The organism is Prodigiosinella aquatilis, from assembly GCA_030388725.1.
GTDB classification, from domain to species: domain Bacteria; phylum Pseudomonadota; class Gammaproteobacteria; order Enterobacterales; family Enterobacteriaceae; genus Prodigiosinella; species Prodigiosinella aquatilis.
Map to the genome: position 1 here is coordinate 3,611,441 of CP128857.1, position 22,063 is coordinate 3,633,503.

Below are 22,063 nucleotides of genomic sequence, written 5' to 3' on the forward strand. Positions count from 1 at the left end.
AAACCCGCCATTGTTAGCGCCAAGAACAAGCTAACGCTGAATAAGTGGTTGTACTTTATTATCAATCGCTTCCCGAGCGCGGAAAATCCTCGACCGAACAGTACCGACCGGGCAATCCATTATGGACGCTATCTCTTCATAGCTTAGTCCATCCAGTTCACGCAGAGTAATTGCCAAACGTAAATCCTCAGGCAGTGACTCTATGGTACGGAAAACAATTCTTCGCAACTCATCTGACAACATTAAATTCTCAGGGTTCGATATTTCTTTCAATGCACTGGCATTTTCATAATTTTCAGCATCGTTGGCGTCCACATCGCTAGAGGGAGGTCGCCGACCCTGCGCTACCAGGTAATTTTTTGCCGTATTCACCGCGATACGGTACAACCAAGTGTAAAAAGCACTATCGCCACGAAAAGACTCCAGCGCACGATAGGCCTTGATAAAGGATTCCTGCACTACGTCCGGCACGTCTCCCGGAGGAACATAACGGGATACCAGACTCGCCACTTTATGCTGGTAACGAATAACCAGTAAATTGAACGAATTCTGATCTCCTTTCTGGACCCGCTCAACCAGAACCTGATCCGCTAACTGCTCGCTCATCCGAGGTAATATCTCCCCAAACCCGTCTCCACGCCTATGTTAAGTACTGCCAGCTATTCACTGAAATCAGAGCAAGCTCACGCTTGGAGTGTAATTGAATAATAAAGTTCCGCGCTATGACGTTTATTTTAATGACTACTTCATTGAATTTTCTGGGATACACAATAGTTCACACTATCTTTTCTCATTTGCACCCCATTTCAGAGCGAATCATACGCCAAAACCACAGTTCTGGCACCATAAGTCACGCTGCGATAGAGGGTTAGCATCACATTCAGAGTATGTTTAACAAAATGAACAAAAAGGCTGCATAAATAACCTATCTAGTGCTAGGATTCGTTTTACTGTTTTATAAACTAAACAACACTCATCATGAATTCAACTACTGAACACGACTGCGATGTCCTCATCATCGGCAGCGGAGCAGCGGGACTCTCGCTAGCACTTCGCCTCGCCCCGCATTCCAGAGTGATGGTTCTCAGCAAAGGGCCATTGAACGAAGGCGCCACCTTTTATGCCCAGGGCGGGATCGCCGCTGTTTTTGATGAAACAGACAGTATCGACTCCCACATTGAAGATACATTGATTGCTGGTGATGGTCTGTGTGAACGCGAGGCAGTATCCTTTATTGCCAACAACGCCAAACACTGTGTTCAATGGCTGATTGACCAGGGTGTATTGTTTGATACTGAAAACTCCCCTCATGGCGAAGCTCGTTACCATTTAACCCGGGAAGGGGGTCACAGTCATCGACGCATTCTGCACGCTGCCGATGCCACGGGCAAAGAAGTCGAAACGACATTGGTTGGTAAAGCTCTCGCACATCCCAATATCACGCTGATGGAGCGCTGTAATGCGGTTGACCTGATCACGTCCAGCAAGCTGGGGCTAGCAGGCCATAAACGGGTGGTAGGCGCTTACATTTGGAACCGGGAAAAGGAAGTCGTCGAGTCCTGCCAGGCTAAAACAGTCGTACTGGCCAGTGGTGGTGCCGCCAAGGTGTATCAGTACACTACCAATCCAGATGTTTCTTCCGGTGACGGTATCGCCATGGCATGGCGTGCAGGATGCAGGGTCGCCAATCTTGAATTCAACCAGTTTCATCCCACCTGCCTGTTTCATCCGCAAGCCAGGAATTTTTTGCTTACAGAAGCCCTACGTGGTGAAGGTGCTTACCTGAAACGTCCTGATGGCAGCCGCTTTATGCCCGACTTTGATTCACGTGCCGAACTGGCCCCCCGAGATATTGTCGCCCGCGCTATCGATCACGAAATGAAGCGCTTGGGGGCTGACTGTATGTACCTGGATATCAGCCATAAATCTGCGGAATTCATTACTCATCATTTTCCAACCATTTATGAAAAATTACTGTCACTGGGTATCGATCTGACCAAAGAACCGGTCCCAATAGTTCCCGCCGCACACTATACCTGTGGTGGCGTAGTGGTAGATCAGCAAGGCAGAACCGATTTGAACGGACTTTATGCCATTGGTGAAGTTAGCTACACCGGATTGCATGGCGCCAACCGGATGGCCTCCAACTCACTGCTGGAGTGTCTGGTTTATGGCTGGTCAGCGGCTGAAGACATTCTTAAGCGTCTGCCAAGCAAGCAATTAGTCGATCAGCTGCCATCGTGGGATGAAAGTCAGGTGGACAACTCTGATGAGCAGGTCATTATCCAGCATAACTGGCATGAGCTGCGGCTTTTCATGTGGGACTACGTCGGTATTGTTCGAACCACCAAGCGACTGGAACGGGCATTACACCGCATCAATCTGTTACAGCATGAAATTAATGAATACTATGCACATTTCCGTATTTCCAACAACCTGCTGGAATTGCGTAACCTGGTTCAGGTTGCCGAGTTGATCGTCCGTTGTGCGCTGGAAAGAAAAGAAAGCCGCGGATTGCATTATACGCTCGATTACCCCGAGCGCTCAGACACACCACAACCTACGATTTTGCATCCATAATCCCCTTGTAGAGAGAAAGGCGGGGCATTGAGCCTCGCTGTTCTCAACCTACATAAACAAATAAAAATCCTGGGTCAGCGTTCGGAAAGCGACGGAATAACATTGGTGGTCATCGCGGATGACCAGTGATGTTTCTATCACGGCACCCGGCTGGTGAGAGAGCGCCAGCAACACTCGATGAGCAGCCCGAGATGCATATTCCGCCACATCCGTGCGCTGTCTGAGATACCAGCCGCCATCACGGGCATTATTCAGGAATTCCTCGACAACCTGGTGGGGCAATACGACACAAAACAATCCGTCATCAACCAAGAGTCGATGAGCACAGTTCAATAAGTCTGCATGCGTCAACGTTGTGGTATAACGCGCCTGCGCACGCTGTTCCGTTCGACAGGACACACCAGGGGCAAAATACGGCGGATTACTGACAATCAGCGAATATGGCGCAGTAGTAGCAGGCATAAAACGAGTAATATCAGCATGATAAATATTAATCGTGTCAGACCACGGTGATGTAGATACATTGTCCATTGCCTGCTGACTGGCCACTGCATCCAGTTCAACTGCATCAACAGGGACGGCTCCCCCACTACGCTGAGCCAGCATTAAGGCAATCACGCCAGAACCACAGCCAATATCCAATATTCTGCCCACAGATCGCAACGGTGCCCACGCGCCCAGGACTATGCCATCGGTTCCGACTTTCATCGCACAACGATCGTGCGCAACAAAAAATTGCTTAAAGGTAAAACCACCGGACCGCAATCCTGATTTACTGTCTTGATGCTTCATTATTCGTCATTCCGTACCAAACCGGGGTAGCATAAGAGAATCTCAAGTCGAGGAAAAGTAGTCATCGCAGCTTAAACAGATGAACAACCAGGCCAATGCGTCTATAATCACCGCCCCGAACAGAGGTAGACAATGACTGCAACCAATTTTTCCGAGTTTGATCTTGACGAAAGCCTGCTTGATGCCTTGCGTGACATAGGCTTTCAGCGCCCGACAGCAATTCAGGCTGCCGCTATTCCCCCAGCGATGGAAGGGCGAGATGTACTGGGCTCCGCACCAACAGGTACAGGGAAGACCGCTGCCTATCTGTTGCCGGTTCTACAGCATCTACTCGATTTTCCACGGAAAAAATCAGGGCCGCCTCGGGTTCTAATTTTGACGCCAACCCGCGAGCTGGCGATGCAGGTTGCTGACCAGGCTCGCCTGCTGGCTGCACATACGCATCTGGATGTAGCCACGATCACTGGTGGCGTCGCCTATATGAACCACGCCGAAGTGTTTAGTGAAAATCAGGACATTGTGGTTGCGACCACCGGGCGATTGCTGCAATACATTAAAGAAGAAAATTTTGACTGCCGGGCAGTCGAAACGCTGATCCTGGATGAAGCTGATCGCATGCTGGAACTGGGCTTTGCACAGGATATCGAGCACATTGCCGGTGAAACACGCTGGCGCAAGCAAACGCTGCTGTTCTCGGCCACACTGGAAGGCGACGCCATTCAGGATTTTGCCGAACGTCTGCTGAATGATCCGATAGAAATAGAGTCCGATCCTTCACGCCGGGAACGTAAAAAGATTCTGCAATGGTACTACCGTGCCGATGATCTTGAACACAAAACCGCCCTGTTACGCCACTTGTTGCAACAACCGGATGTTACTCGTTCTATTGTGTTTGTGCGCAAACGTGAACGTGTTCATGAGCTGGTTGGATGGTTGCATGAAGCCGGTATTCAGTCCTGTTATCTGGAAGGCGAGATGGTCCAGGCCAAAAGAAACGAGGCGATCAAGCGTTTAAGCGAGGGGCGGGTAAATGTACTGGTTGCAACTGACATTGCTGCTCGAGGCATCGATATTAACGATGTCAGCCATGTATTTAACTTCGATTTACCACGCACCGCAGATACCTATCTACACCGCATTGGCCGAACTGGCCGTGCAGGTCGCAAAGGATGTGCAATATCGCTGGTTGAAGCCCACGATCACCTGCTGCTGGGAAAAATCAGTCGTTATCTGAATGAACCGTTAAAGCCTCGCGTGGTGGATGAACTACGTCCCAGCACACGGGCACCAAACGACAACGTGACCGGAAAGCCATCCAAAAAAGTGTTGACCAAACGCAAAGAACAGAAAGAGAAAGATAAGCAGAAAGTAAAGGTAAAAATTCGCCACCGCGATAGTAAAAATGTTGGTAAACGTCGTCAGCCCGCTGACAAGATGGAAAAACCGACTGAAAGTTGATCATTATAGCCATAAAAATAAAAGGGAGCCGATGCTCCCTTCAGACCGTTGATCAATCTATGTGCCGAATCAGAACGGTGATAATGAGTGATAGAAGTAAAGTATCCGCGCCAGAGGGATGGCGCGGCTTAAGCTTACAAGGATGTACTTGCTACGTTTTATAATCCGCTTACGCATTTGTCAGCAATTAGAAACCGGCCTAAACGAGCGTTTCCCTCATCCAGCCTATCGATAATCTTCGTTTGACGTGATTGAGTAACGCCCACTACCCATCAGCATAATGACCAGGCTGGCCAGGAAGTAAAGTGCTTCAACTTCCAATCCCCAAGCACCAACCTGAGTTATGGTGAAAAATCTTCCCATCCCCACCAACAACGTGGCCACTAACAAATTTATAGCGGAAATAGCACCCGCAACACGGGTAAACAAACCAAGAATAATGAGTACCGGAACAACAACTTCTCCGATATAAACACCATAAGCAATAAAGCCGGGTAGACCATTCTCCTGCAACATTCCCACAATCCAACTCACACCGTGTTCAATCTTGGCAACCCCGTGGAAAAGCAGCAGTATGCCAATAGTTAAACGCAGCAATAATTTCCCCGCATCAGGATGATCGGTTAACTGAGAGAACCACTTGTTGGCTTGAGAAATCATTTTTATATCCTTTATGAGGGAAATGGGTTTGTATAAACAGCACTAGTGTCGTCATTTCCTGTTCAGATAAAAAACCAATATATTTGATATAGCTAGTCAAAAAAACTGTGTCATAGAGAATAATAGTTGAAAAATAGCCGCTGAGAAAAAACACAAAGAATGACAGGAAACAGAACATTAAGAATGGTGGCAGCGAATTGATAACAAAAGGGATCACATATGGCACTGGTGGGTCGTGCAGGATAATTCGGCCTCTGGCCTCACCCTGCGGGCCAACGCTAACGCGTTGTTGTCTCGCATTCGCTCGGCTCGAACCTGAGCGCAGCTTCTCACCCGCACGACACGTGCACTATGGAATAACAGTGAATTTATAACGAAAGAGACCACATATAGAATTGGTGGGTCGTGCAGGATAATTCGGCCTCTGGCCTCACCCTACGGGCCAACGCTGGCGCGTTGTTGTCTCGCATCCGCTCGGCTCGAACCTGAGCGCAGCTTCTCACCCGCACGACACGTGCACTATGGAATAACAGTGAATTTATAACGAAAGAGGCCACATATAGAATTGGTGGGTCGTGCAGGATTCGAACCTGCGACCAATTGATTAAAAGTCAACTGCTCTACCAACTGAGCTAACGACCCGCAGAAATGGTGGGTGATGACGGGATCGAACCGCCGACCCCCTCCTTGTAAGGGAGGTGCTCTCCCAGCTGAGCTAATCACCCACTTCTGATAATACATTCAGAGATTTGAACTGCTTGAGAAGTGGTGGGTGATGACGGGATCGAACCGCCGACCCCCTCCTTGTAAGGGAGGTGCTCTCCCAGCTGAGCTAATCACCCACTTCTCAATATTTTTAATCTCTTACACAGGGGGAACACTTTATAAAAGTGTGGTGGGTGATGACGGGATCGAACCGCCGACCCCCTCCTTGTAAGGGAGGTGCTCTCCCAGCTGAGCTAATCACCCTCGCTGTGTGGAGTCGCATTATAGGGATAGTTCAAAGTGAGTCAACGCTTTTTAAAACGAAAATAGCTGTTCGTTGTAAAATTAAACAAGATGTCGTATTTCTGGACATTGCCGTAGAATTCTCGCCTATTTTGTCAAATATAGGCGTCACCCAGGTGTGTTATAGCGTTGAGGAATTAAGGTAGAGTGGTAGAATATTGCTCACTTTTAATTATGAACTTGTGTCGATTCACTAACAGCCATCGCGTAATAAGGCCGTAATTCCAATGAAAATAAAAACCCGTTTCGCGCCCAGTCCTACTGGTTATCTTCATGTCGGCGGTGCTCGTACCGCTCTTTATTCCTGGCTTTTTGCCCGTCATCATAATGGCGAATTTGTATTACGTATTGAAGATACCGATCTGGAGCGTTCTACCCAGGAAGCAATTAATGCCATTATGGATGGCATGAACTGGCTGAACCTGGACTGGGATGAAGGGCCGTACTATCAGACTCGACGCTTTGACCGCTACAATGCTGTCATCGATCAGATGCTGGAAAATGGAACCGCATATAAATGCTATTGCTCTAAAGACCGTCTTGAAGCATTACGCGAACAGCAAATGGCAAATGGTGAAAAGCCACGCTATGACGGTTGTTGTCGTGACTCTCACCAACATCATGATGAGCATGAGCCACACGTTGTTCGTTTCCGCAATCCGCAAGAGGGCTCGGTTATTTTTAATGACCGCATTCGCGGGCCAATTGAGTTTAGTAATCAGGAACTGGACGATCTGATCATTCGTCGAACCGATGGATCGCCAACCTATAACTTCTGTGTGGTGATTGATGACTGGGATATGGAAATCACCCATGTTATCCGTGGTGAAGACCATATCAATAATACGCCTCGACAGATTAATATTCTGAAAGCGTTAGGTGCACCGGTACCGGAATATGCTCATGTTTCCATGATTCTTGGTGACGACGGCAAAAAGTTATCCAAACGTCATGGTGCGGTTGGGGTAATGCAATACCGTGATGATGGCTATTTGCCGGAAGCTCTGCTGAACTATCTGGTTCGCCTGGGTTGGTCTTCTGGCGATCAGGAAATTTTTTCCATTGAGGAAATGAAGCAACTGTTCTCGCTAGATGCGGTAAGCAAATCCGCCAGTGCATTTAATACTGAGAAATTGCAGTGGCTGAATCATCATTATATTAATCATCTACCGCCAGAGTATGTCGCAACACATTTGTCCTGGCATATCGAACAAGCTGGGATTGATACTCGTAGCGGTCCACAACTCAGCCAACTGGTGGTCTTGTTGGGCGAACGTTGCAAAACACTAAAAGAAATGGCAGCTTCATGCCGTTACTTCTATGAGGAATTCGACGAATTTGATGCCGACGCGGCCAAGAAACATCTGCGCCCAGTTGCACGTCAACCATTAGAGCGGGTACGCGCCAAACTGGCGGCGATCAGCGAATGGACACCAGAGCACATTCATCATGCCATCCAGGGAACGGCAGATGAATTGCAGCAGGGGATGGGAAAGGTGGGCATGCCACTGCGTGTGGCCGTAACGGGCGCAGGCCAGTCTCCCGGCGTAGACGTGACGGTTCATGCTGTGGGACAACAGCGCACTCTGGCGAGAATCGACCGCGCATTGGACTTTATCGCCGCACGCGAAGCGCAGTTATAAAAACGGATTAAACAACTCAGTTGGCTGCGTCATCATGCTTGACCAGAAGCCGTAATATACAGTTGTGCCTGACACGAGGAATGGTGTCTTTCAAAAACACTATCCTCGTGTTTCCTTTATGTGAGTTCAAACCAAAGGATGAAATTGCCTGCAAACAAAACGTTGACGCCTTTTTCAGCGGTCAGTTGCAGAAATGGATTTAGCCGTTGACACTATACATGCGGTTGCATATCATGCGGCCCGTTCACACGGATATTGTGTCAGGAATGGGGCTATAGCTCAGCTGGGAGAGCGCTTGCATGGCATGCAAGAGGTCAGCGGTTCGATCCCGCTTAGCTCCACCAAATCACGGTCTGGATTTCCTGAAGTACCATCCACATATGTGGGGCTATAGCTCAGCTGGGAGAGCGCTTGCATGGCATGCAAGAGGTCAGCGGTTCGATCCCGCTTAGCTCCACCAATTCCTTGTTGTATCTCTCTTGCTCATTAAATTATCTGTCTGCCACCACGACACTTCTATCAGAATGCCCTCGTTACCCGAAGGCGGTATCAATCATTCCTGATTTTCAGACAGACTCGGCATCCAGTCTATGGGCGTAATGCCTTGTTGCTCAAGAAATTGATTGGCTTGCGAAAAATGTCGACACCCCAGGAAGCCACGATGAGCAGAAAGTGGTGACGGGTGAGGCGCTTTCAAAACATGATGACGCTGGCAATCAATCATATTGCCCTTCTTTTGCGCATGAGATCCCCATAGCAAAAACACCACCCCTTCCCGATGGGCATTTAATACTTCAATCACCTTATCGGTAAATGTTTCCCATCCCAGATTGGCATGGGAGTGCGCTTTACCCGCTTCAACCGTTAAAACAGTATTAAGGAGCAACACACCCTGCTGTGCCCAGCTTTGCAGAAACCCATGTGTCGGTATTTTAAATCCGGGCATGTCATTCGCCAGTTCTTTATAGATGTTCATCAATGAAGGTGGCGCAGGTACTCCAGGACGGACCGAGAATGACAGTCCATGCGCCTGATTAGGTCCATGATAGGGATCTTGCCCCAGGATAACGACCTTGACCTGATTAAATTCGGTAAAACGAAATGCGTTGAAAACATCTTTTTGCGGCGGATAAATCACCTTGCCAGTAGCGCGTTCCTGACTAACGAATTTGAGCGTATTAATAAAATAAGGTTGTTGTTTCTCTTGGGCCAGCACATCGTGCCAGGTAAAGGAGCTTTCCATCATGCATCCGTTATCCAATCAGTGAATCCTGATTATGTAGCTTACCGGTCAATCACTGTCAGGTAAAACCATAACCGACATATTGGTGGCTATCGACCACACACTTGAAAAATAATTGAAAATTTACAAATTTTTTTGCATTTACCAAAAGAGGCTAAAATTGATATAAAACAAATAATTGCTAATAGCTGTGACCACGGCGCTCTTTGAAAATTGATTTATATCAAAGTGACACAGTAAATTGGCTGGTATACAGGAAGACAGATTCAGTCAATTTTACTTTATCGTTAAAAACAAACCGCTGGTTTGTTACTGACTGCCCGCATTTTTATTTTAGATAATATAACGCCGCTTTACGGAGGCAATTATGGTTACTGGTATTCAAATCACCAAAGCAAACAACAATACCCTGGTTAATTCTTTCTGGCTGTTGGATGAAGAGAAGTCCCAGGCTCGCTGTGTATGTGCAAAATCCGGCTATAGCGAAGACCAAATCGTGACAGTCAGTGAGCTGGGCCAGTTTGAATATCGCGAAATTCCGTTAGATATCAAACCAACAGTTCGCGTTGAAGGCGGTCAGCATCTGAATGTGAATGTTCTGCGCCGTGAAACGCTGGAAGATGCGGTCAAACATCCAGAAAAATATCCACAGCTAACTATCCGTGTATCTGGCTATGCTGTACGTTTTAATTCACTGACACCAGAACAACAGCGCGACGTTATTACTCGTACTTTCACAGAAAGCCTGTAATAACCGTATTGGTATTATTGATGACAAGGGAGCGGATATACGCTCCCTTAAATTTAATGCCAGATTGCGTTTAATCCCCTGGATACCCAGTCATACCGTAGTATTGAGAGATGCGCCTTTAACATCTAACACTGCCACTTATGACCGATTAACGCCGGTAGGCAATGAACGTTTAACAGAGCTCACGGCCTAATGCCCGATCAAAACGTTGCCAACATTCAGTTAGATCGATAACGGTACGCTGTTTTCTCGCCTCATCAATTTTAATCGCCGTTAACCCGGCTTCCAGCGCATCAACGACAGACACTTTCAATGGACTGCCAGTTTTCAAATGCTTGACAATCTCCTCGACCATTAATGCATCCGCACCATAATGACCATCATACGCATTACCTTCATATTCGGTAGAAACCAGCTTGTCCCCCGTACGGGCATCATGTACACGAAAATAGTTACGGACAAAATCGCCCTCCGCCATACCATTGGATCCTATTACGCAGAAACGACGAAATTCATCCGGTACGTTCAGATTGGCATGGAAGGCTAACGTGGCACCACCTGCATATTCGATAATAGCTGTCTGATAATCCACAATATCCGCATCACTGTTAAATACCGCATCGGTGCTGGACCAGCCACTGGGTTTGATGTGATACACCTCGGAATCAGTGGTGATTTTTCCCTGTGGCTCATGCTGCGGAGTAAAGGATTTCCGCCCGCCGAAGCTGGCAACCCGAACAGGTCGCTCACCGACCAAACCCTGATAAAGATCGATATCGTGGCAGCATTTTTCCAGAATGTAAGGGCCGGCATATTTCTCATAGCGACGCCAGTCGCGCATGAAGAAAGCACCGTGATAAGGCTTGATATGCTCGGTGGCCTCAATGGAAGTGATTTCACCCAGTTGGTTGTCTTGTTTCGCTTTGAGCAAATCGATATACAAGGGCGAATAACGTAATACCAACCCGACGATGATGTTGTCAGCCCCATACTCTTTAACCAGTTCAGCCAACGCCATGCTTTGTGCTTCGTCGATGACTACCGGTTTTTCGGTAAAGACGCGCACGCCAGCAGCCAGCCCCGCCCGGATATGCTCAAGATGCATATAATTTGGCGAGCCGACCATCAGCAAATCAAAGCCACCAGCCCGCAATAGTGCATCAAAAGAGTCGAAAGCGTAACCGGCATCGATATTGAACGCTTTCAGATTCGGTAACCCTGCCGGTGCAGGATCAAAATATCCGGTAATGCTGAAATCCGGATCAACTTTACTGAACTCGTTAACCACATTTGACATGCGAAAACCGAGTCCGACAATGCCTACTTTCATGTTATGTCCCCTGCCCGTCTCTGAAAGAGATGCTTTGCGAAATGGTGTAATGATGCACGGCCCTGACCAGGCTTACATTGCTCTGACAATCATCAAGAACTTATTACGATAGCAAAACTAATGTCAATAAATGAAGCTCAAGTTAAAATGAAATAATTTATTATCATTATGTTTTTAATGATTTTTTATAAATTTATTTTTTCTTAATTTTTTTATCATTGCGATTTATGTTTTTTTACCCTATCTTTTTTGCTCTATACCGGTCACACCATTCATTGGAGTGAAAAGCCACAGGTTTAGGCTGTTACTTGATGGTGTTAAAAGCCGGTGATTCAGAGCCAGAAGGAGGCAAGGTTGCAACCAGATTACTTCGTGGGTGTGGATGGCGGTGGTACACGATGCCGTGCTCGACTGACCGACAAGAAAGGCACCATTCTGGCTGAAGCGTGCCTCGGCGCCGCTAATCTATTTTCAGATTTTAACGGTGCGCTGTCTACGGCGATGTCTGCCGTTGAACAGACGTTTTATAATGCCGGACTGCCACTTTCCGCATTATCTGATACCGTGGCCGGTTTTGGCTTTGCCGGGGCGAATATCACTGAACTTCGCCATCGCGTCACACAGTCAGTACTGCCTTTTGCAGCAGTTCACGTCGCATCGGATGTTGAGATTGCCTGTCTTGGTGCACATTCTGGTTCTCCGGGTGCCGTGCTCATTGTCGGGACAGGAAGTCAGGGGGCCGCATTCGACGGGCATCACTTTCATGCTATCGGTGGCTGGGGATTTAACCTTGGTGATCAGGGGTCTGGGGCCATTCTTGGTCGCAGTGCATTGCGCTCAGCACTACTGGCGCACGACAACATTCTCACACATACCCCACTCACGCGCTCGCTGATGGCGCACTTTTCTGACTCACCAGAAACACTGCTCAACTGGTCACTGTCCGCCAGGCCAGCAGACTGGGGGCGTTTTGCTCCTGAGATTTTCCAGGCCGCACAGGCATCAGACCCACAAGGGCTCACTCTGGTTAGTCAATTAGCCGAAGATATTGATTTAATGCTGAATTGGTTACTCAAGGCGTGTCAGGGTGACGTGGCATTAATGGGTGGTATCGCTAAACCGATATTACCCTATTTGCCCACAGTGACGCGTGAACGTCTGGTTAGCGCCAAAGCGGATGCTTTACAAGGCGCATTGCGTCTGGCGACGCAATAATCGACAATAATTGCAGCAATTTCTCTGTCATGAAACCATAAGATGATTCAAAACCCTATGATTGTTCCGAATGTTTCAGCGCGTATTTTGCGCCTTATTATTGAAAATTCTCCGATCAGCCAGTCGGACTTGAAAGTACGCAGCGGCCTGAGCATGTCCACCATTTCTCAGGCGGCGAACAGACTATTAAGCAAAGGAATCATTCATGAACTCGGGCTTCGACGGGAATCCATGGGCAGACCCAAAATCCTGTTGGGTCTGAATCCCGATCATGCCACTGTCGTGGGTATTCAGCTTAATGCGGAACGCAATCTGATCGTTATGACGGATCTAAATGGCAAACTGATTGGTGAACAGCTGATCCCAACCGGCGCATTAACCCCTAAACAGTTAAGTGATGCACTGACCAAGTTCCTCAAGACTGTGGATGCCGCAAAAGTCAGCGCTATCGGTGTAGCACTCTCAGGTATCGTTGACCCAGCAAACGGCTACTGTGTGCGTTCTAAAGCACTGGACTGGACCAATGTACCTATTGCCAACATGCTGGAAGAGCGCTTTAACATTCCGGTCTATATCGAAAATGATGCTAATGCTATGGCACTGGCGACCCTCGTATTTGGTCAGTTGGGCAGTGCGCAATCAGCAATTATCGCCACCTTCGGTAAAGGTATTGGTGCAGGTATTATCCTGGAGCGCCAGTTGTATCGCGGACGTCACGGTAACGCGGGGGAAATAGGCATGGCGCTGATTGGTGACGGGACGGCAGGAAATCTTGAAGACATTGCCTCATCGCGCGCGATCTTGAATGCCATTGCACACCAGACACCCACAGGCGAAACACCGCCGAAGAACTTACTCGAAGTCGATCAACGACCATCCCCCCACATGCTGGATGTCCTGGCTAATGCCGGGCATCACATTGGTGTATCATTGGCGAATCTGTCGATAGCCCTGGATCCGGATGTGGTTTATCTAGCGATGGAGCCACAAATGGCATCACGGATATTACTGGAACGCGTCACGATGAGTTTCCAGGCGTACCGCCTGAAGCTCACGCCACAATTGACGCCCTTGATGTTCCTGACAGAGTCAAACCGTATGTGGGCATTGGGTGCCGCTGGTTTTGCGGTTAACAAACTCATTGATATTCTGGCGGCAAATGCCGATGGAGAATAAACGGTTCCCCCTCTCGACCGATTGAAAGGGGAAAAATCAGCATCATATTTAGCGAACACGCTCTCCGTTGTCTGCAAAAAGCAGGCACTGACTGGCGTTGATCCCCAGTGATACGCTGTCGCCGGTTTCATAGCGTTTGGCTTCTCGTTGCTCAATAACCAGCGTGTTCTCCACACCAATATCCAGATACAGATAGTTGGTATGACCCAATCGCTCAGCAAATGTCAGCGATGCCGTAAACTGACAATCGGCGCCCATCGGCTCGACAAAATGTTCAGGTCGGACACCCAACCACACATGCTGTCCTTCTTGCAGAGTATGGCTGAGTGGTAATAACAAATTATCAATGTTCAACTCCGGTAACCGTAATCCAACATGGCTCTCATGATTCGAGGCGACAATCGCTTTGATAAAATTGATTTTTGGCGAGCCAATGAATCCCGCCACAAACATATTATCCGGATCGTGATAGAGCGTTAACGGTGAGCCTACCTGCTCTATCTTCCCTAATCGCAACACCACAATTCTGTCAGCCAGCGTCATCGCTTCCAACTGATCGTGCGTAACATAAATCATGGTATTACCCAACGACTCATGGAGTTTGGCGATCTCAATACGCATCTGTAAGCGCAGTTCAGCATCAAGATTCGACAAAGGTTCGTCGAATAAAAAAATACGCGGCTGGCGAATAATCGCCCTGCCAATGGCCACTCGCTGGCGCTGCCCACCAGATAAGGCCCTTGGCAGCCTGTCCAGTAACTCTGTCAAATGCAATTTTTCCGCCGTGGCTTCTACCTGTTGTCTCACCTCGGATTTAGGCCGCCCGGCGACTTCCAGCGGATAGCTCAAGTTACCGCGCACCGTCATATTCGGGTACAAGGCGTAAGACTGGAATACCATCGCGATGCCGCGTTCCGTCGCTGGTTGATGGGTCATATCGACATCATCAACGCTGAGTTTACCGGCGGTTATCTCTTCAAGACCGGCAATCATACGTAACAGAGTGGATTTGCCGCAGCCAGAGGGCCCGACGAAAACGATGAACTCACCGCTTTGAATTTCAAGATCGATACCATGAATAACATGGACGTTATCATAAGATTTTTTGATAGAGTTGAGCGCTACATTCGCCATAATCTTTCCGCTTACAAGGTGAGTCCCATATAAAGGGCATTGCTGCGAAACAGCATCCGAAAGCCCATCTTCTCGTAAAAAGCACAAACCTGTTCATTTCTTAGGCTTACGCCCAGATGCACACCGGCCACCCCCTGGGCTCGCAATGCATCAAGTTCAGTTTCTACCATTTTTCGCCCCTGCCCGCTTTTCTGTGCAGAGGGTAGAATATTGATATGCAAATGTGCAGGATAGGCATCAGTGAGTTGCGGTGAAGCACGTTCAGGCTGGCGGATAAACGCCAGAGTATTTTCATCCAAAGGTTTCGTCGCCAGGCGGTCACGGTATTTTTCCTGCAACAGAGGCCACCATTCCGCCTCAAGGCGCTGCTCAAAATGAACGGTATGGCGCGCCGCGACCACATAGCCCAACGGTTGAGCATCCTCACAGAGTACAAAAGCCAGTTCAGGCTCAAAAACGGCATAAGGCACTGAGAAACGTAACCCTGGATATTGAGGATCACTGTAAAGCGCAGTGGCATCCTGTCCGGCATCTGCTGTTTTGAGACAAATGTCATAGAGTGCATCCCAATCATTTTCCTCGGCGTGTCGTATCACTAGAGAAGATGAGACCATCGTAACCTCCCGTCCAATATGAGCAAAAAATACGAATTTCTAAACTAAAGAATGATGACTTAGTTTGCAATATATAATAACTCCAACAATTCACATTTTTTTAACCTGGTATCAGATCACATTCCTGAACAAAATAAAAACGAATTATTTTTCCTCACTCTTTATGAGAAAAACCGTGCCAGGCCCGTTATCTTCTCCTTGAACCATTGATGCGTCAGATTTAACATCCTTTTCAGGGATAAGATTTTCATATTTAAAAACATATAGTTGATTAAAATAAGATTATTAAAGAGAATAGTTATCTGATTACGAGGGCCGATAGACCACATCCTGATGACATAGCTCACCAAACTGGTATTTAACACTGAGAATTCAGTTAAAAACAGCGATTAGATGCGAAAATTAACATTACCAGCATAGCAAATAAGCCATTTGACTTTATTTTATATATAAAGTAAGTATTGAATGGTGGATGGGTAGTGTTCAAACATTCACCTCTTTGCAAAGCAAAGGATACGCTTTTGCCACCAGAAAAAGGGATGCTAACCCTGTGTTGGAGGAAAGATACACCATGTCTACAACCACGCTTGTTTTGAACATGTCACGCCCGCCACGGAACAAACATCTACTACACCTGGTTTTCTCGTTGCTGGCTGTCAGCTTATCCAGTGCAATTACTATTGGCAGTGCACAAGCAGAAAATATCGCCGTTTGGGACATCTATAACTATCCGGCACAAACGGCGGTTATTGAACAAGCCATTAAAAACTTTGAGGCACAAAACCCTGGAGCGAAAATCACCCGCTCTGTACACGCGTTTGAAGATACTCGCATTCCACTGAAACTGGCGCTCTCCTCAGGAGATGGCCCTCAGGTTGCACAGGTCAACCAGGGCGGCGGTGATATGGGGGCGCTGGTCAAAGAAAAATTGCTGTTCCCAATGGATAGCTATGCCAAACAGTATGGGTGGGACACACGCTTCCCAAGTGCCATTCTCAAACGCAACCGTTGGTCTGACACACAGGATTTTGGCAGCGGTAAACTTTACGGCGTCGCCAGCCTGGGCGAAATGGTCGGTCTTTATTATAACAAGGCGCTGCTGGATAAAGCCGGCATACCGGTGCCCAAAGATATGACGGAGCTGGAAGCTGCCATGGCCAAACTCAAGGCACAAGGCACGGTTCCCATGATGCTTGGTCTACTGGCTGGATCAGTGGGTCCACAATTGCTGTCTACGCTCTGGGAAGACCAGATTGAGAGCTCGGATCGTAAGACACTGGACAATTTGATCTATGACGTAGGCGGCACATTTAAAGATGCAAAACTCGAGAAAGCTGCACAGATGATGCAGGACTGGAACAAAAAAGGTTACTTCTTTCCCGGCTATGAGGGTATAGCGAGCGATGATGCCGCATCGTTATTTCGTAACAACCAGGCGGCATTTTTCATCAGTGGTACCTGGTATATGGGGCAATTTAAAACCAATAAAGATATTCACTTCGCGGCGTTACCGCCTTTCGATGGGGTGAAAGCACCGTTGATGGTAGGCGGAACGGATCTCCCATTTTCCATTACCGTCACTGCAAAAACCAAGGCACAGAGAGATATCGCTGCAAAATACATTAACTATATTGTGTCAGATACGGTCGCCAATGCCTGGTTAAAAGCCGGATTCCTGCCTGCATCGACAAACAAGGATGCAAAAATACCCACCAATAATCCGCTATTGGCAGATGTCTATCACGTGTGGGTCAACGTCAATGCCAATAATGGGTTAGGCCATTATGTCGACTGGGCTACACCAACAATGGGTGATGCGCTCAAGGCCGACGTGCAGCTCTTGCTGGCCAATCGCCTGACACCGAAACAGCTGACTGAAAAACTTGACAGTAATTACCAGCAGTATCTCAAGTCAGTCAAACATTAATAACGTGCCAGATAACCTGTTGCACCGAATAGATTTCACCTTTTTCATTGTAATAGTGCGCCATCGTGCGCACTCAGAGTGAATGCTGAAATGAGGCGGTTTAATGCTTAATAAGTCCAGGATGCGAAATCTGCTGTTCATTTTGCCCTCAATGACGCTCTATACCGTGTTTCTTTTGCTGCCGCTGGTTTTCTCGTTATGGGCAAGCTTTACGGCATGGGATGGAACCTCATGGCCAATATTTGTCGGGCTACAGAATTTTGCGCATATGTTTGCAGACGCTACCTTCTGGATATCCATCAGCAATAACGCCCTGTTGCTCCTGTTTTACACCCTGTTTCCGATCATCGTTGGTCTGACACTCTGTAGTTTTCTCAACGATACGCGCAGTGGCGTGGAACGCAGTCTGCTACGTATTCTTTTCTTCCTGCCATACATCATGCCCATGGCCGTGCTCGGTGTCGTGTGGCGTTGGCTCTATAATCCCGCCTTCGGCCCTATCGATCAGATCTTGCGGGCCATGGGTCAATCCTGGCTGGCCTTATCCTGGTTGGGCGATTTTGACTGGGCACTCCCTGCGGTAGGGCTGGTTGCCACCTGGTATTTCTTCGGCTTTTGTTTGGTGCTCTTTATGGCAGGACTGCAACGCATGGATCCTTCTTTGCTGGAAGCGGCTGAGTTGGATGGCTCCAGCAGACGCCAGAAGTTCATGCGCATTACATTGCCGGCACTTCGTCCAGAAATTCGTGTCGCCACTCTTCTTACGGTGATTGCAGGAATCAAAGCCTTTGATCTGGTGTATGTAATGACCCATGGCGGCCCAGGCACATCAACGCTGGTGACCAATATATACATGTACCAGCAAGGCTTCGACCTGCATCATTTTGGCTACGCTTCCGCTGTGGCCATTATCGGTATGGTGATGGTGTTTATTCTTAATGGATTGATTCATTTGGTTCTCAGGGAGCGCCACTGATGCATAAGACATCGCGTTTTTCACGTGCAGTGATTTGGATTGTCGCGATAATGACCATCCTGCCGTTTTTGCTGGCCTTGATTACTTCATTCAAAACCCAGAGCGAGCTGTTTCAGGGTGTATTTACGCTGCCAGGCAGTTTTCACATTGCCAATTATCTCTCCGCCTGGCGTGAAGGCCATTTTGAGGTGTATTTCCTTAACTCGGTTTTGGTGGTCTTCCCCGTGATTATCATCAGCATGCTGGCAGGCATCTTGTCAGGTTTTGCTTTTGCATTCTTACGTCTGCCGGGTAAAAAATGGCTAGGGTTCCTGCTGTCACTTGGCATGGTACTGCCCACTGAAGCCTTTATTATTCCGCTCTACCATGAACTGCACTGGATGGGACTAACCAACACTTATCTGGCGTTAATCCTGCCACAGGTGGCACTGTCTATTCCTTTCAGCACATTGATGGTAGCAACCGCCTTTCAGCAAGTACCTAAAGAACTGATTGAGGCGGCGGTGATGGATGGCGCCAAACGACAAAAAATATTGTGGGGTATTCTGGTCCCCGCCATTTGGCCGACGCTTTCCACTCTTTCTCTGCTGCTCTTTATCTGGACATGGAATGAATTCTTGATCCCACTGATTCTGGTGAACGAAGAAGAATTACGAACGTTGCCTATCGGTATGATGTTTTTCCAGAACAAAAATACCTTAAACATTCCGGAACTGATGGCGGGTGCAATGATCGCGATTCTGCCCATCGTCGCCATCTTCCTTGTTTTTCAGCGTAAGTTTATCAGTGGCGTAACGGAAGGTGCGGTGAAATAGGACGAAGTGGCAGCCCAGAGGAGCAGACTCAACAAACACCACTACCATGATGCCGCCAACAGCGATAACGCGTTCAAGCATTATTTTCATCATGTTGTTGAGTTGAGCAAAATTGTCTTAACCATTTGACTGAAAGCTAAAAAACCTGACATAACACGTTAGTGATCGCTAAACTGCTCTCATGGATAAAGAAAAAGATCTCCTCAAAAGCAAACGTAACGCGCTGCTGTTCTTACTGACCGCAGCGACACTATTCATTACGACATTGTTTCTCCAGCCTGATGTCTGGATTCTGGGATTGAAAGCCATTGCAGAGGCAGCTATGGTCGGCGCACTAGCTGACTGGTTTGCTGTCGTAGCCCTTTTTCGTCGTGTTCCTCTGCCGTTTATTGGCAGACATACCGCGATTATTCCCAGAAATAAAGATCGTATTGCTGATAATTTAGCCGCATTCGTGCGGGAAAAATTCCTCGACTCCGCCTCCCTTACCGAACTTATCCGTCAGCATAATCCCGCACAAGTCATAGCCGACTGGCTTTCGCCGAAGAATACAAAACGGCTCAGCCGCTATTTACTGCGCATGATGGGTGCATTCCTCAACATCACCGATGATGTGCGTATTCAGTCATTTATCAGGCAGGCGGTTTCTACCCTACTGGATAAGCTCGATCTGTCGAAAACCATGTCCGCCATGCTGGAGAATATGACCAAAGATGGCCGCCATCAGGAATTGCTTGATGCGGCAGTTTTGCAATTGATGAAATTATTGAAACAACCTGCCACCCGTGACGTTATCTCACGACAGATCGTGATTTGGTTAAGGAAAGAACATCCGGTTAAATCCCGAGTTCTACCGACTGAATGGTTAGGTGAAAACGGCGCAGAGATGGTATCGAATGCCGTTGCTGCTGTGCTGGATGATATTGGCGAAGACCGTGATCATGCTTTTCGTAAAAGTTTCGACCGCGCGGTTGAGAAATTTATCGTTCGACTCAAAAGCGATACCGCGACGGCCTCCAAAGCTGAGGAAATCAAACATTACCTGATAAGCGATCCGACGCTGAACAACTACATTGCGCAACTATGGACAGACCTGCGCGACTGGCTCAAACAAGACATGGCTGGTGGCAACTCTCTGCTGCGTGAACGGCTGAATGAATCAGCTCTTTGGTTGGGCAAGACATTGTCTCAGGATGAGGCGTTACGCGCCTCATTGAATCACCACCTGGAACAGGCGGCACACAAAATGGCACCGGATTTTGCTGAGTTCCTGACGCTACACATCAGTAATACCGTAAAGGGTTGGGATGCAAAAGAGATGTCGCACCAAATTGAATTAAATATTGGTAAAGACCTGCAGTTTATCCGCATCAACGGGACTATTGTCGGCGCGACCATAGGCCTGGGTCTCTATCTACTCTCCCAATTACCGAAGGTCATTCATCTCTATTTCTCATAAGCCATGGATATGCGGTTTTTCACACCACCTGACAGAAAACCGCAGTCCAACAGGCTGCGGTAGACGAAATGACAAATTTACTTAACGATTTTGCTGAACGCATCCACAGCCAGAATCGCATTGGCAACGTCTTCAGCAGAGAGTTTCGGATTAAGATTACCCAGGGTGTCACCCTTGCCCCCCGCCAATGCCCCCACTTTCACCAGATTTTCAAAAGACTCATTTTCAAGATGCATCTCTTTTAGCGTCGTTGGCATCTTGATAGCACGATAGAAACGAATATAGCGGGCAATTTTTTCATCCGGACGCTGCTCAAGCACCATTTGTGTCAGAGTACCGTAAGCCACTTTCTCACCGTGTGTCAGGTGATGAATATCACCATCAATTGCCGTAAATCCATTATGGATAGCATGTGCTCCTGCCAGACCTGCATTTTCAAAACCCAAACCGGACAGCAAAGTATTCGCTTCCACAACAGCTTCCACTGCCGGTGTCACCAACTGCTGCTCAACGGCATTGTAAGCACTGAGGCCATAGGTCAGTAACGTCTCCTCACAGGCTCTCGCGATAGCCATACCAGCAATAGAAGGATCACCACCAACCATAGACAATGCGTGTGAACGCTGAACAGCCAATGCCTCAACATACGTTGCCAGGCCATCAGCAATCCCCGAGGCAAATAACCTGACCGGTGCTTGTGCACAAATATGCGTATCGACCAGAACCAGATCAGGATTTTTATCATAGAAACGATAACTGTCGAACACCCCGGCATCGGTGTAAATAACCGACAACGCACTGCAAGGCGCATCCGTTGAAGCAACCGTGGGAACAATGGCAACACTTTGCTTTAACTCATCTGCGATAGCCTTGGCGGTATCCAACGTTTTACCACCGCCAAACCCTACCACCAGATTGGTTCCCTGCTTACTACCAATAGCGGCGAGGCGCGTGATTTCGTTGCTGGAGGCCTCACCATTAAATCGTTCATAGTGAAATTGAAGCTTGGATACATCAAGTGACAATTTAACGCGATCGCCAATAATTCCCCATACGATGTCATCAGCAATCAGTAAGGCGTTTGTCCCCAATGTCTGGAGGTATTTCCCAAGCTCATCAATGACGCCACTGCCCTGAACGTATTTTCTTGGTGAAGAGAAGATAAATTTACTCATGATGTTCACCTTGATATTGGTTAATGGAAGAACGATGAAGCGTAATTATTTTTTGCACCACCAGACAGATAAGAGGGACTATTTGCCGGTTATGTTGAGAAGAGCGG

The 22,063-nt window shown here is 47.9% G+C and carries 18 protein-coding genes, 6 tRNA genes and 2 other RNA genes; 12 read left to right on the top strand and 14 right to left on the bottom strand.

What is annotated here, in order from left to right:
* Positions 1–30: 30 nt before the first annotated feature.
* A complete protein-coding gene (rpoE, locus tag PCO85_16745; GenBank protein WJV52852.1) occupies positions 31–606 on the bottom strand; it encodes an RNA polymerase sigma factor RpoE in 576 nt (191 codons plus the stop codon).
* Positions 607–978: 372 nt separating this feature from the next.
* Here rpoE and nadB point away from each other — a divergent pair, with 372 nt between their 5' ends.
* On the top strand, positions 979–2,580 hold the full coding sequence (gene nadB, locus PCO85_16750; GenBank protein ID WJV52853.1) for an L-aspartate oxidase: 1,602 nt from the start codon (positions 979–981) through the stop codon (positions 2,578–2,580).
* Positions 2,581–2,628: 48 nt separating this feature from the next.
* Here nadB and PCO85_16755 read toward each other — a convergent pair whose 3' ends face one another.
* Positions 2,629–3,372 carry a tRNA1(Val) (adenine(37)-N6)-methyltransferase gene (locus PCO85_16755; protein WJV52854.1) on the bottom strand — a complete coding sequence of 248 codons (744 nt, stop codon included), beginning with the start codon at positions 3,370–3,372 and terminating at the stop codon, positions 2,629–2,631.
* Between the two features lie 132 nt (positions 3,373–3,504).
* Between PCO85_16755 and srmB the strand changes: the two genes are divergently transcribed.
* Positions 3,505–4,830, top strand: a complete 1,326-nt coding sequence (gene srmB / locus PCO85_16760; GenBank protein WJV52855.1) for an ATP-dependent RNA helicase SrmB — start codon at positions 3,505–3,507, stop codon at positions 4,828–4,830.
* Between the two features lie 225 nt (positions 4,831–5,055).
* On the opposite strand, the gene PCO85_16765 is transcribed toward srmB, so the two are convergent.
* The 7 genes from PCO85_16765 to PCO85_16795 all read right to left on the bottom strand — a co-directional run bounded on the left by PCO85_16765 (position 5,056) and on the right by PCO85_16795 (position 6,459).
* On the bottom strand, positions 5,056–5,490 hold the full coding sequence (locus tag PCO85_16765; GenBank protein WJV52856.1) for a DoxX family protein: 435 nt from the start codon (positions 5,488–5,490) through the stop codon (positions 5,056–5,058).
* 226 nt (positions 5,491–5,716) lie between these two features.
* Positions 5,717–5,843, bottom strand: a non-coding RNA gene (locus tag PCO85_16770) — RtT sRNA.
* A 43-nt stretch (positions 5,844–5,886) separates the two neighbouring features.
* Positions 5,887–6,013: non-coding RNA, RtT sRNA (locus tag PCO85_16775), on the bottom strand.
* A 43-nt stretch (positions 6,014–6,056) separates the two neighbouring features.
* A tRNA-Lys gene (locus PCO85_16780) sits at positions 6,057–6,132 on the bottom strand.
* 7 nt (positions 6,133–6,139) lie between these two features.
* Positions 6,140–6,215, bottom strand: a tRNA-Val gene (locus PCO85_16785).
* A gap of 41 nt (positions 6,216–6,256) precedes the next feature.
* Positions 6,257–6,332 (bottom strand) — tRNA-Val (locus tag PCO85_16790).
* A gap of 51 nt (positions 6,333–6,383) precedes the next feature.
* A tRNA-Val gene (locus PCO85_16795) sits at positions 6,384–6,459 on the bottom strand.
* 266 nt (positions 6,460–6,725) lie between these two features.
* Here PCO85_16795 and gltX point away from each other — a divergent pair.
* The 3 genes from gltX (at position 6,726) to PCO85_16810 (ending at position 8,601) form a co-directional block, all read left to right on the top strand.
* Entirely contained in the window at positions 6,726–8,141 is a 1,416-nt protein-coding gene (gene gltX / locus PCO85_16800; GenBank protein WJV52857.1) for a glutamate--tRNA ligase, read from the top strand.
* A gap of 268 nt (positions 8,142–8,409) precedes the next feature.
* Positions 8,410–8,485 (top strand) — tRNA-Ala (locus PCO85_16805).
* Between the two features lie 40 nt (positions 8,486–8,525).
* Positions 8,526–8,601, top strand: a tRNA-Ala gene (locus PCO85_16810).
* Positions 8,602–8,694: 93 nt separating this feature from the next.
* Here the strand turns inward: PCO85_16810 and ung are convergent.
* Positions 8,695–9,384, bottom strand: a complete 690-nt coding sequence (gene ung, locus PCO85_16815) for a uracil-DNA glycosylase (GenBank protein WJV56117.1) — start codon at positions 9,382–9,384, stop codon at positions 8,695–8,697.
* 367 nt (positions 9,385–9,751) lie between these two features.
* On the opposite strand from ung, the gene grcA reads away from it, so the two are divergent.
* Positions 9,752–10,135, top strand: a complete 384-nt coding sequence (gene grcA, locus PCO85_16820; protein WJV52858.1) for an autonomous glycyl radical cofactor GrcA — start codon at positions 9,752–9,754, stop codon at positions 10,133–10,135.
* Between the two features lie 172 nt (positions 10,136–10,307).
* Here the strand turns inward: grcA and PCO85_16825 are convergent, their stop codons facing one another.
* Entirely contained in the window at positions 10,308–11,465 is a 1,158-nt protein-coding gene (locus PCO85_16825; GenBank protein ID WJV52859.1) for a Gfo/Idh/MocA family oxidoreductase, read from the bottom strand.
* A 354-nt stretch (positions 11,466–11,819) separates the two neighbouring features.
* On the opposite strand from PCO85_16825, the gene PCO85_16830 reads away from it, so the two are divergent.
* Entirely contained in the window at positions 11,820–12,680 is an 861-nt protein-coding gene (locus PCO85_16830; GenBank protein WJV52860.1) for a BadF/BadG/BcrA/BcrD ATPase family protein, read from the top strand.
* Between the two features lie 57 nt (positions 12,681–12,737).
* Positions 12,738–13,856 (top strand): ROK family transcriptional regulator, encoded by a 1,119-nt coding sequence (locus tag PCO85_16835; protein WJV56118.1) that lies wholly within the window; start codon positions 12,738–12,740, stop codon positions 13,854–13,856.
* 48 nt (positions 13,857–13,904) lie between these two features.
* On the opposite strand, the gene ugpC is transcribed toward PCO85_16835, so the two are convergent.
* Together ugpC and PCO85_16845 are read right to left on the bottom strand one after the other, a co-directional pair.
* Positions 13,905–14,990: a sn-glycerol-3-phosphate ABC transporter ATP-binding protein UgpC gene (ugpC, locus tag PCO85_16840; GenBank protein WJV52861.1), complete on the bottom strand. Its 1,086-nt coding sequence runs from the start codon at positions 14,988–14,990 to the stop codon at positions 13,905–13,907.
* A gap of 11 nt (positions 14,991–15,001) precedes the next feature.
* Positions 15,002–15,604, bottom strand: coding sequence for a GNAT family N-acetyltransferase (locus tag PCO85_16845; GenBank protein WJV52862.1), 603 nt, complete (start codon positions 15,602–15,604; stop codon positions 15,002–15,004).
* 571 nt (positions 15,605–16,175) lie between these two features.
* Between PCO85_16845 and PCO85_16850 the strand changes: the two genes are divergently transcribed.
* From PCO85_16850 to PCO85_16865, 4 genes are all read left to right on the top strand, one after another.
* Positions 16,176–17,531, top strand: coding sequence for an extracellular solute-binding protein (locus PCO85_16850; GenBank protein ID WJV52863.1), 1,356 nt, complete (start codon positions 16,176–16,178; stop codon positions 17,529–17,531).
* Between the two features lie 103 nt (positions 17,532–17,634).
* Positions 17,635–18,507: a sugar ABC transporter permease gene (locus PCO85_16855; GenBank protein ID WJV52864.1), complete on the top strand. Its 873-nt coding sequence runs from the start codon at positions 17,635–17,637 to the stop codon at positions 18,505–18,507.
* Entirely contained in the window at positions 18,507–19,322 is an 816-nt protein-coding gene (locus tag PCO85_16860) for a carbohydrate ABC transporter permease (protein ID WJV52865.1), read from the top strand. The genes PCO85_16855 and PCO85_16860 overlap by 1 nt, the downstream gene beginning before the upstream one ends.
* A 181-nt stretch (positions 19,323–19,503) precedes the next feature.
* The gene (locus tag PCO85_16865) at positions 19,504–20,781 is read left to right on the top strand and encodes a DUF445 family protein (GenBank protein WJV52866.1); all 1,278 of its coding nucleotides are present in this window, start codon (positions 19,504–19,506) and stop codon (positions 20,779–20,781) included.
* Positions 20,782–20,858: 77 nt separating this feature from the next.
* On the opposite strand, the gene PCO85_16870 is transcribed toward PCO85_16865, so the two are convergent.
* Positions 20,859–21,956, bottom strand: coding sequence for a glycerol dehydrogenase (locus PCO85_16870; GenBank protein ID WJV52867.1), 1,098 nt, complete (start codon positions 21,954–21,956; stop codon positions 20,859–20,861).
* Positions 21,957–22,063: the final 107 nt, after the last annotated feature.

What these genes read in the sequence shown, in the direction of transcription:
- PCO85_16865 (WJV52866.1), top strand. Translation starts at nt 19,504, where the DNA reads ATGGATAAAGAAAAAGATCTCCTCAAAAGCAAACGTAACGCGCTGCTG.
- ugpC (WJV52861.1), bottom strand. Translation starts at nt 14,990, where the DNA reads ATGGCGAATGTAGCGCTCAACTCTATCAAAAAATCTTATGATAACGTC.
- PCO85_16825 (WJV52859.1), bottom strand. Translation starts at nt 11,465, where the DNA reads ATGAAAGTAGGCATTGTCGGACTCGGTTTTCGCATGTCAAATGTGGTT.
- PCO85_16765 (WJV52856.1), bottom strand. Translation starts at nt 5,490, where the DNA reads ATGATTTCTCAAGCCAACAAGTGGTTCTCTCAGTTAACCGATCATCCT.
- ung (WJV56117.1), bottom strand. Translation starts at nt 9,384, where the DNA reads ATGGAAAGCTCCTTTACCTGGCACGATGTGCTGGCCCAAGAGAAACAA.
- srmB (WJV52855.1), top strand. Translation starts at nt 3,505, where the DNA reads ATGACTGCAACCAATTTTTCCGAGTTTGATCTTGACGAAAGCCTGCTT.
- PCO85_16850 (WJV52863.1), top strand. Translation starts at nt 16,176, where the DNA reads ATGTCTACAACCACGCTTGTTTTGAACATGTCACGCCCGCCACGGAAC.
- grcA (WJV52858.1), top strand. Translation starts at nt 9,752, where the DNA reads ATGGTTACTGGTATTCAAATCACCAAAGCAAACAACAATACCCTGGTT.
- PCO85_16855 (WJV52864.1), top strand. Translation starts at nt 17,635, where the DNA reads ATGCTTAATAAGTCCAGGATGCGAAATCTGCTGTTCATTTTGCCCTCA.
- PCO85_16860 (WJV52865.1), top strand. Translation starts at nt 18,507, where the DNA reads ATGCATAAGACATCGCGTTTTTCACGTGCAGTGATTTGGATTGTCGCG.
- rpoE (WJV52852.1), bottom strand. Translation starts at nt 606, where the DNA reads ATGAGCGAGCAGTTAGCGGATCAGGTTCTGGTTGAGCGGGTCCAGAAA.
- PCO85_16755 (WJV52854.1), bottom strand. Translation starts at nt 3,372, where the DNA reads ATGAAGCATCAAGACAGTAAATCAGGATTGCGGTCCGGTGGTTTTACC.
- PCO85_16845 (WJV52862.1), bottom strand. Translation starts at nt 15,604, where the DNA reads ATGGTCTCATCTTCTCTAGTGATACGACACGCCGAGGAAAATGATTGG.
- PCO85_16835 (WJV56118.1), top strand. Translation starts at nt 12,738, where the DNA reads ATGATTGTTCCGAATGTTTCAGCGCGTATTTTGCGCCTTATTATTGAA.
- gltX (WJV52857.1), top strand. Translation starts at nt 6,726, where the DNA reads ATGAAAATAAAAACCCGTTTCGCGCCCAGTCCTACTGGTTATCTTCAT.
- PCO85_16870 (WJV52867.1), bottom strand. Translation starts at nt 21,956, where the DNA reads ATGAGTAAATTTATCTTCTCTTCACCAAGAAAATACGTTCAGGGCAGT.
- nadB (WJV52853.1), top strand. Translation starts at nt 979, where the DNA reads ATGAATTCAACTACTGAACACGACTGCGATGTCCTCATCATCGGCAGC.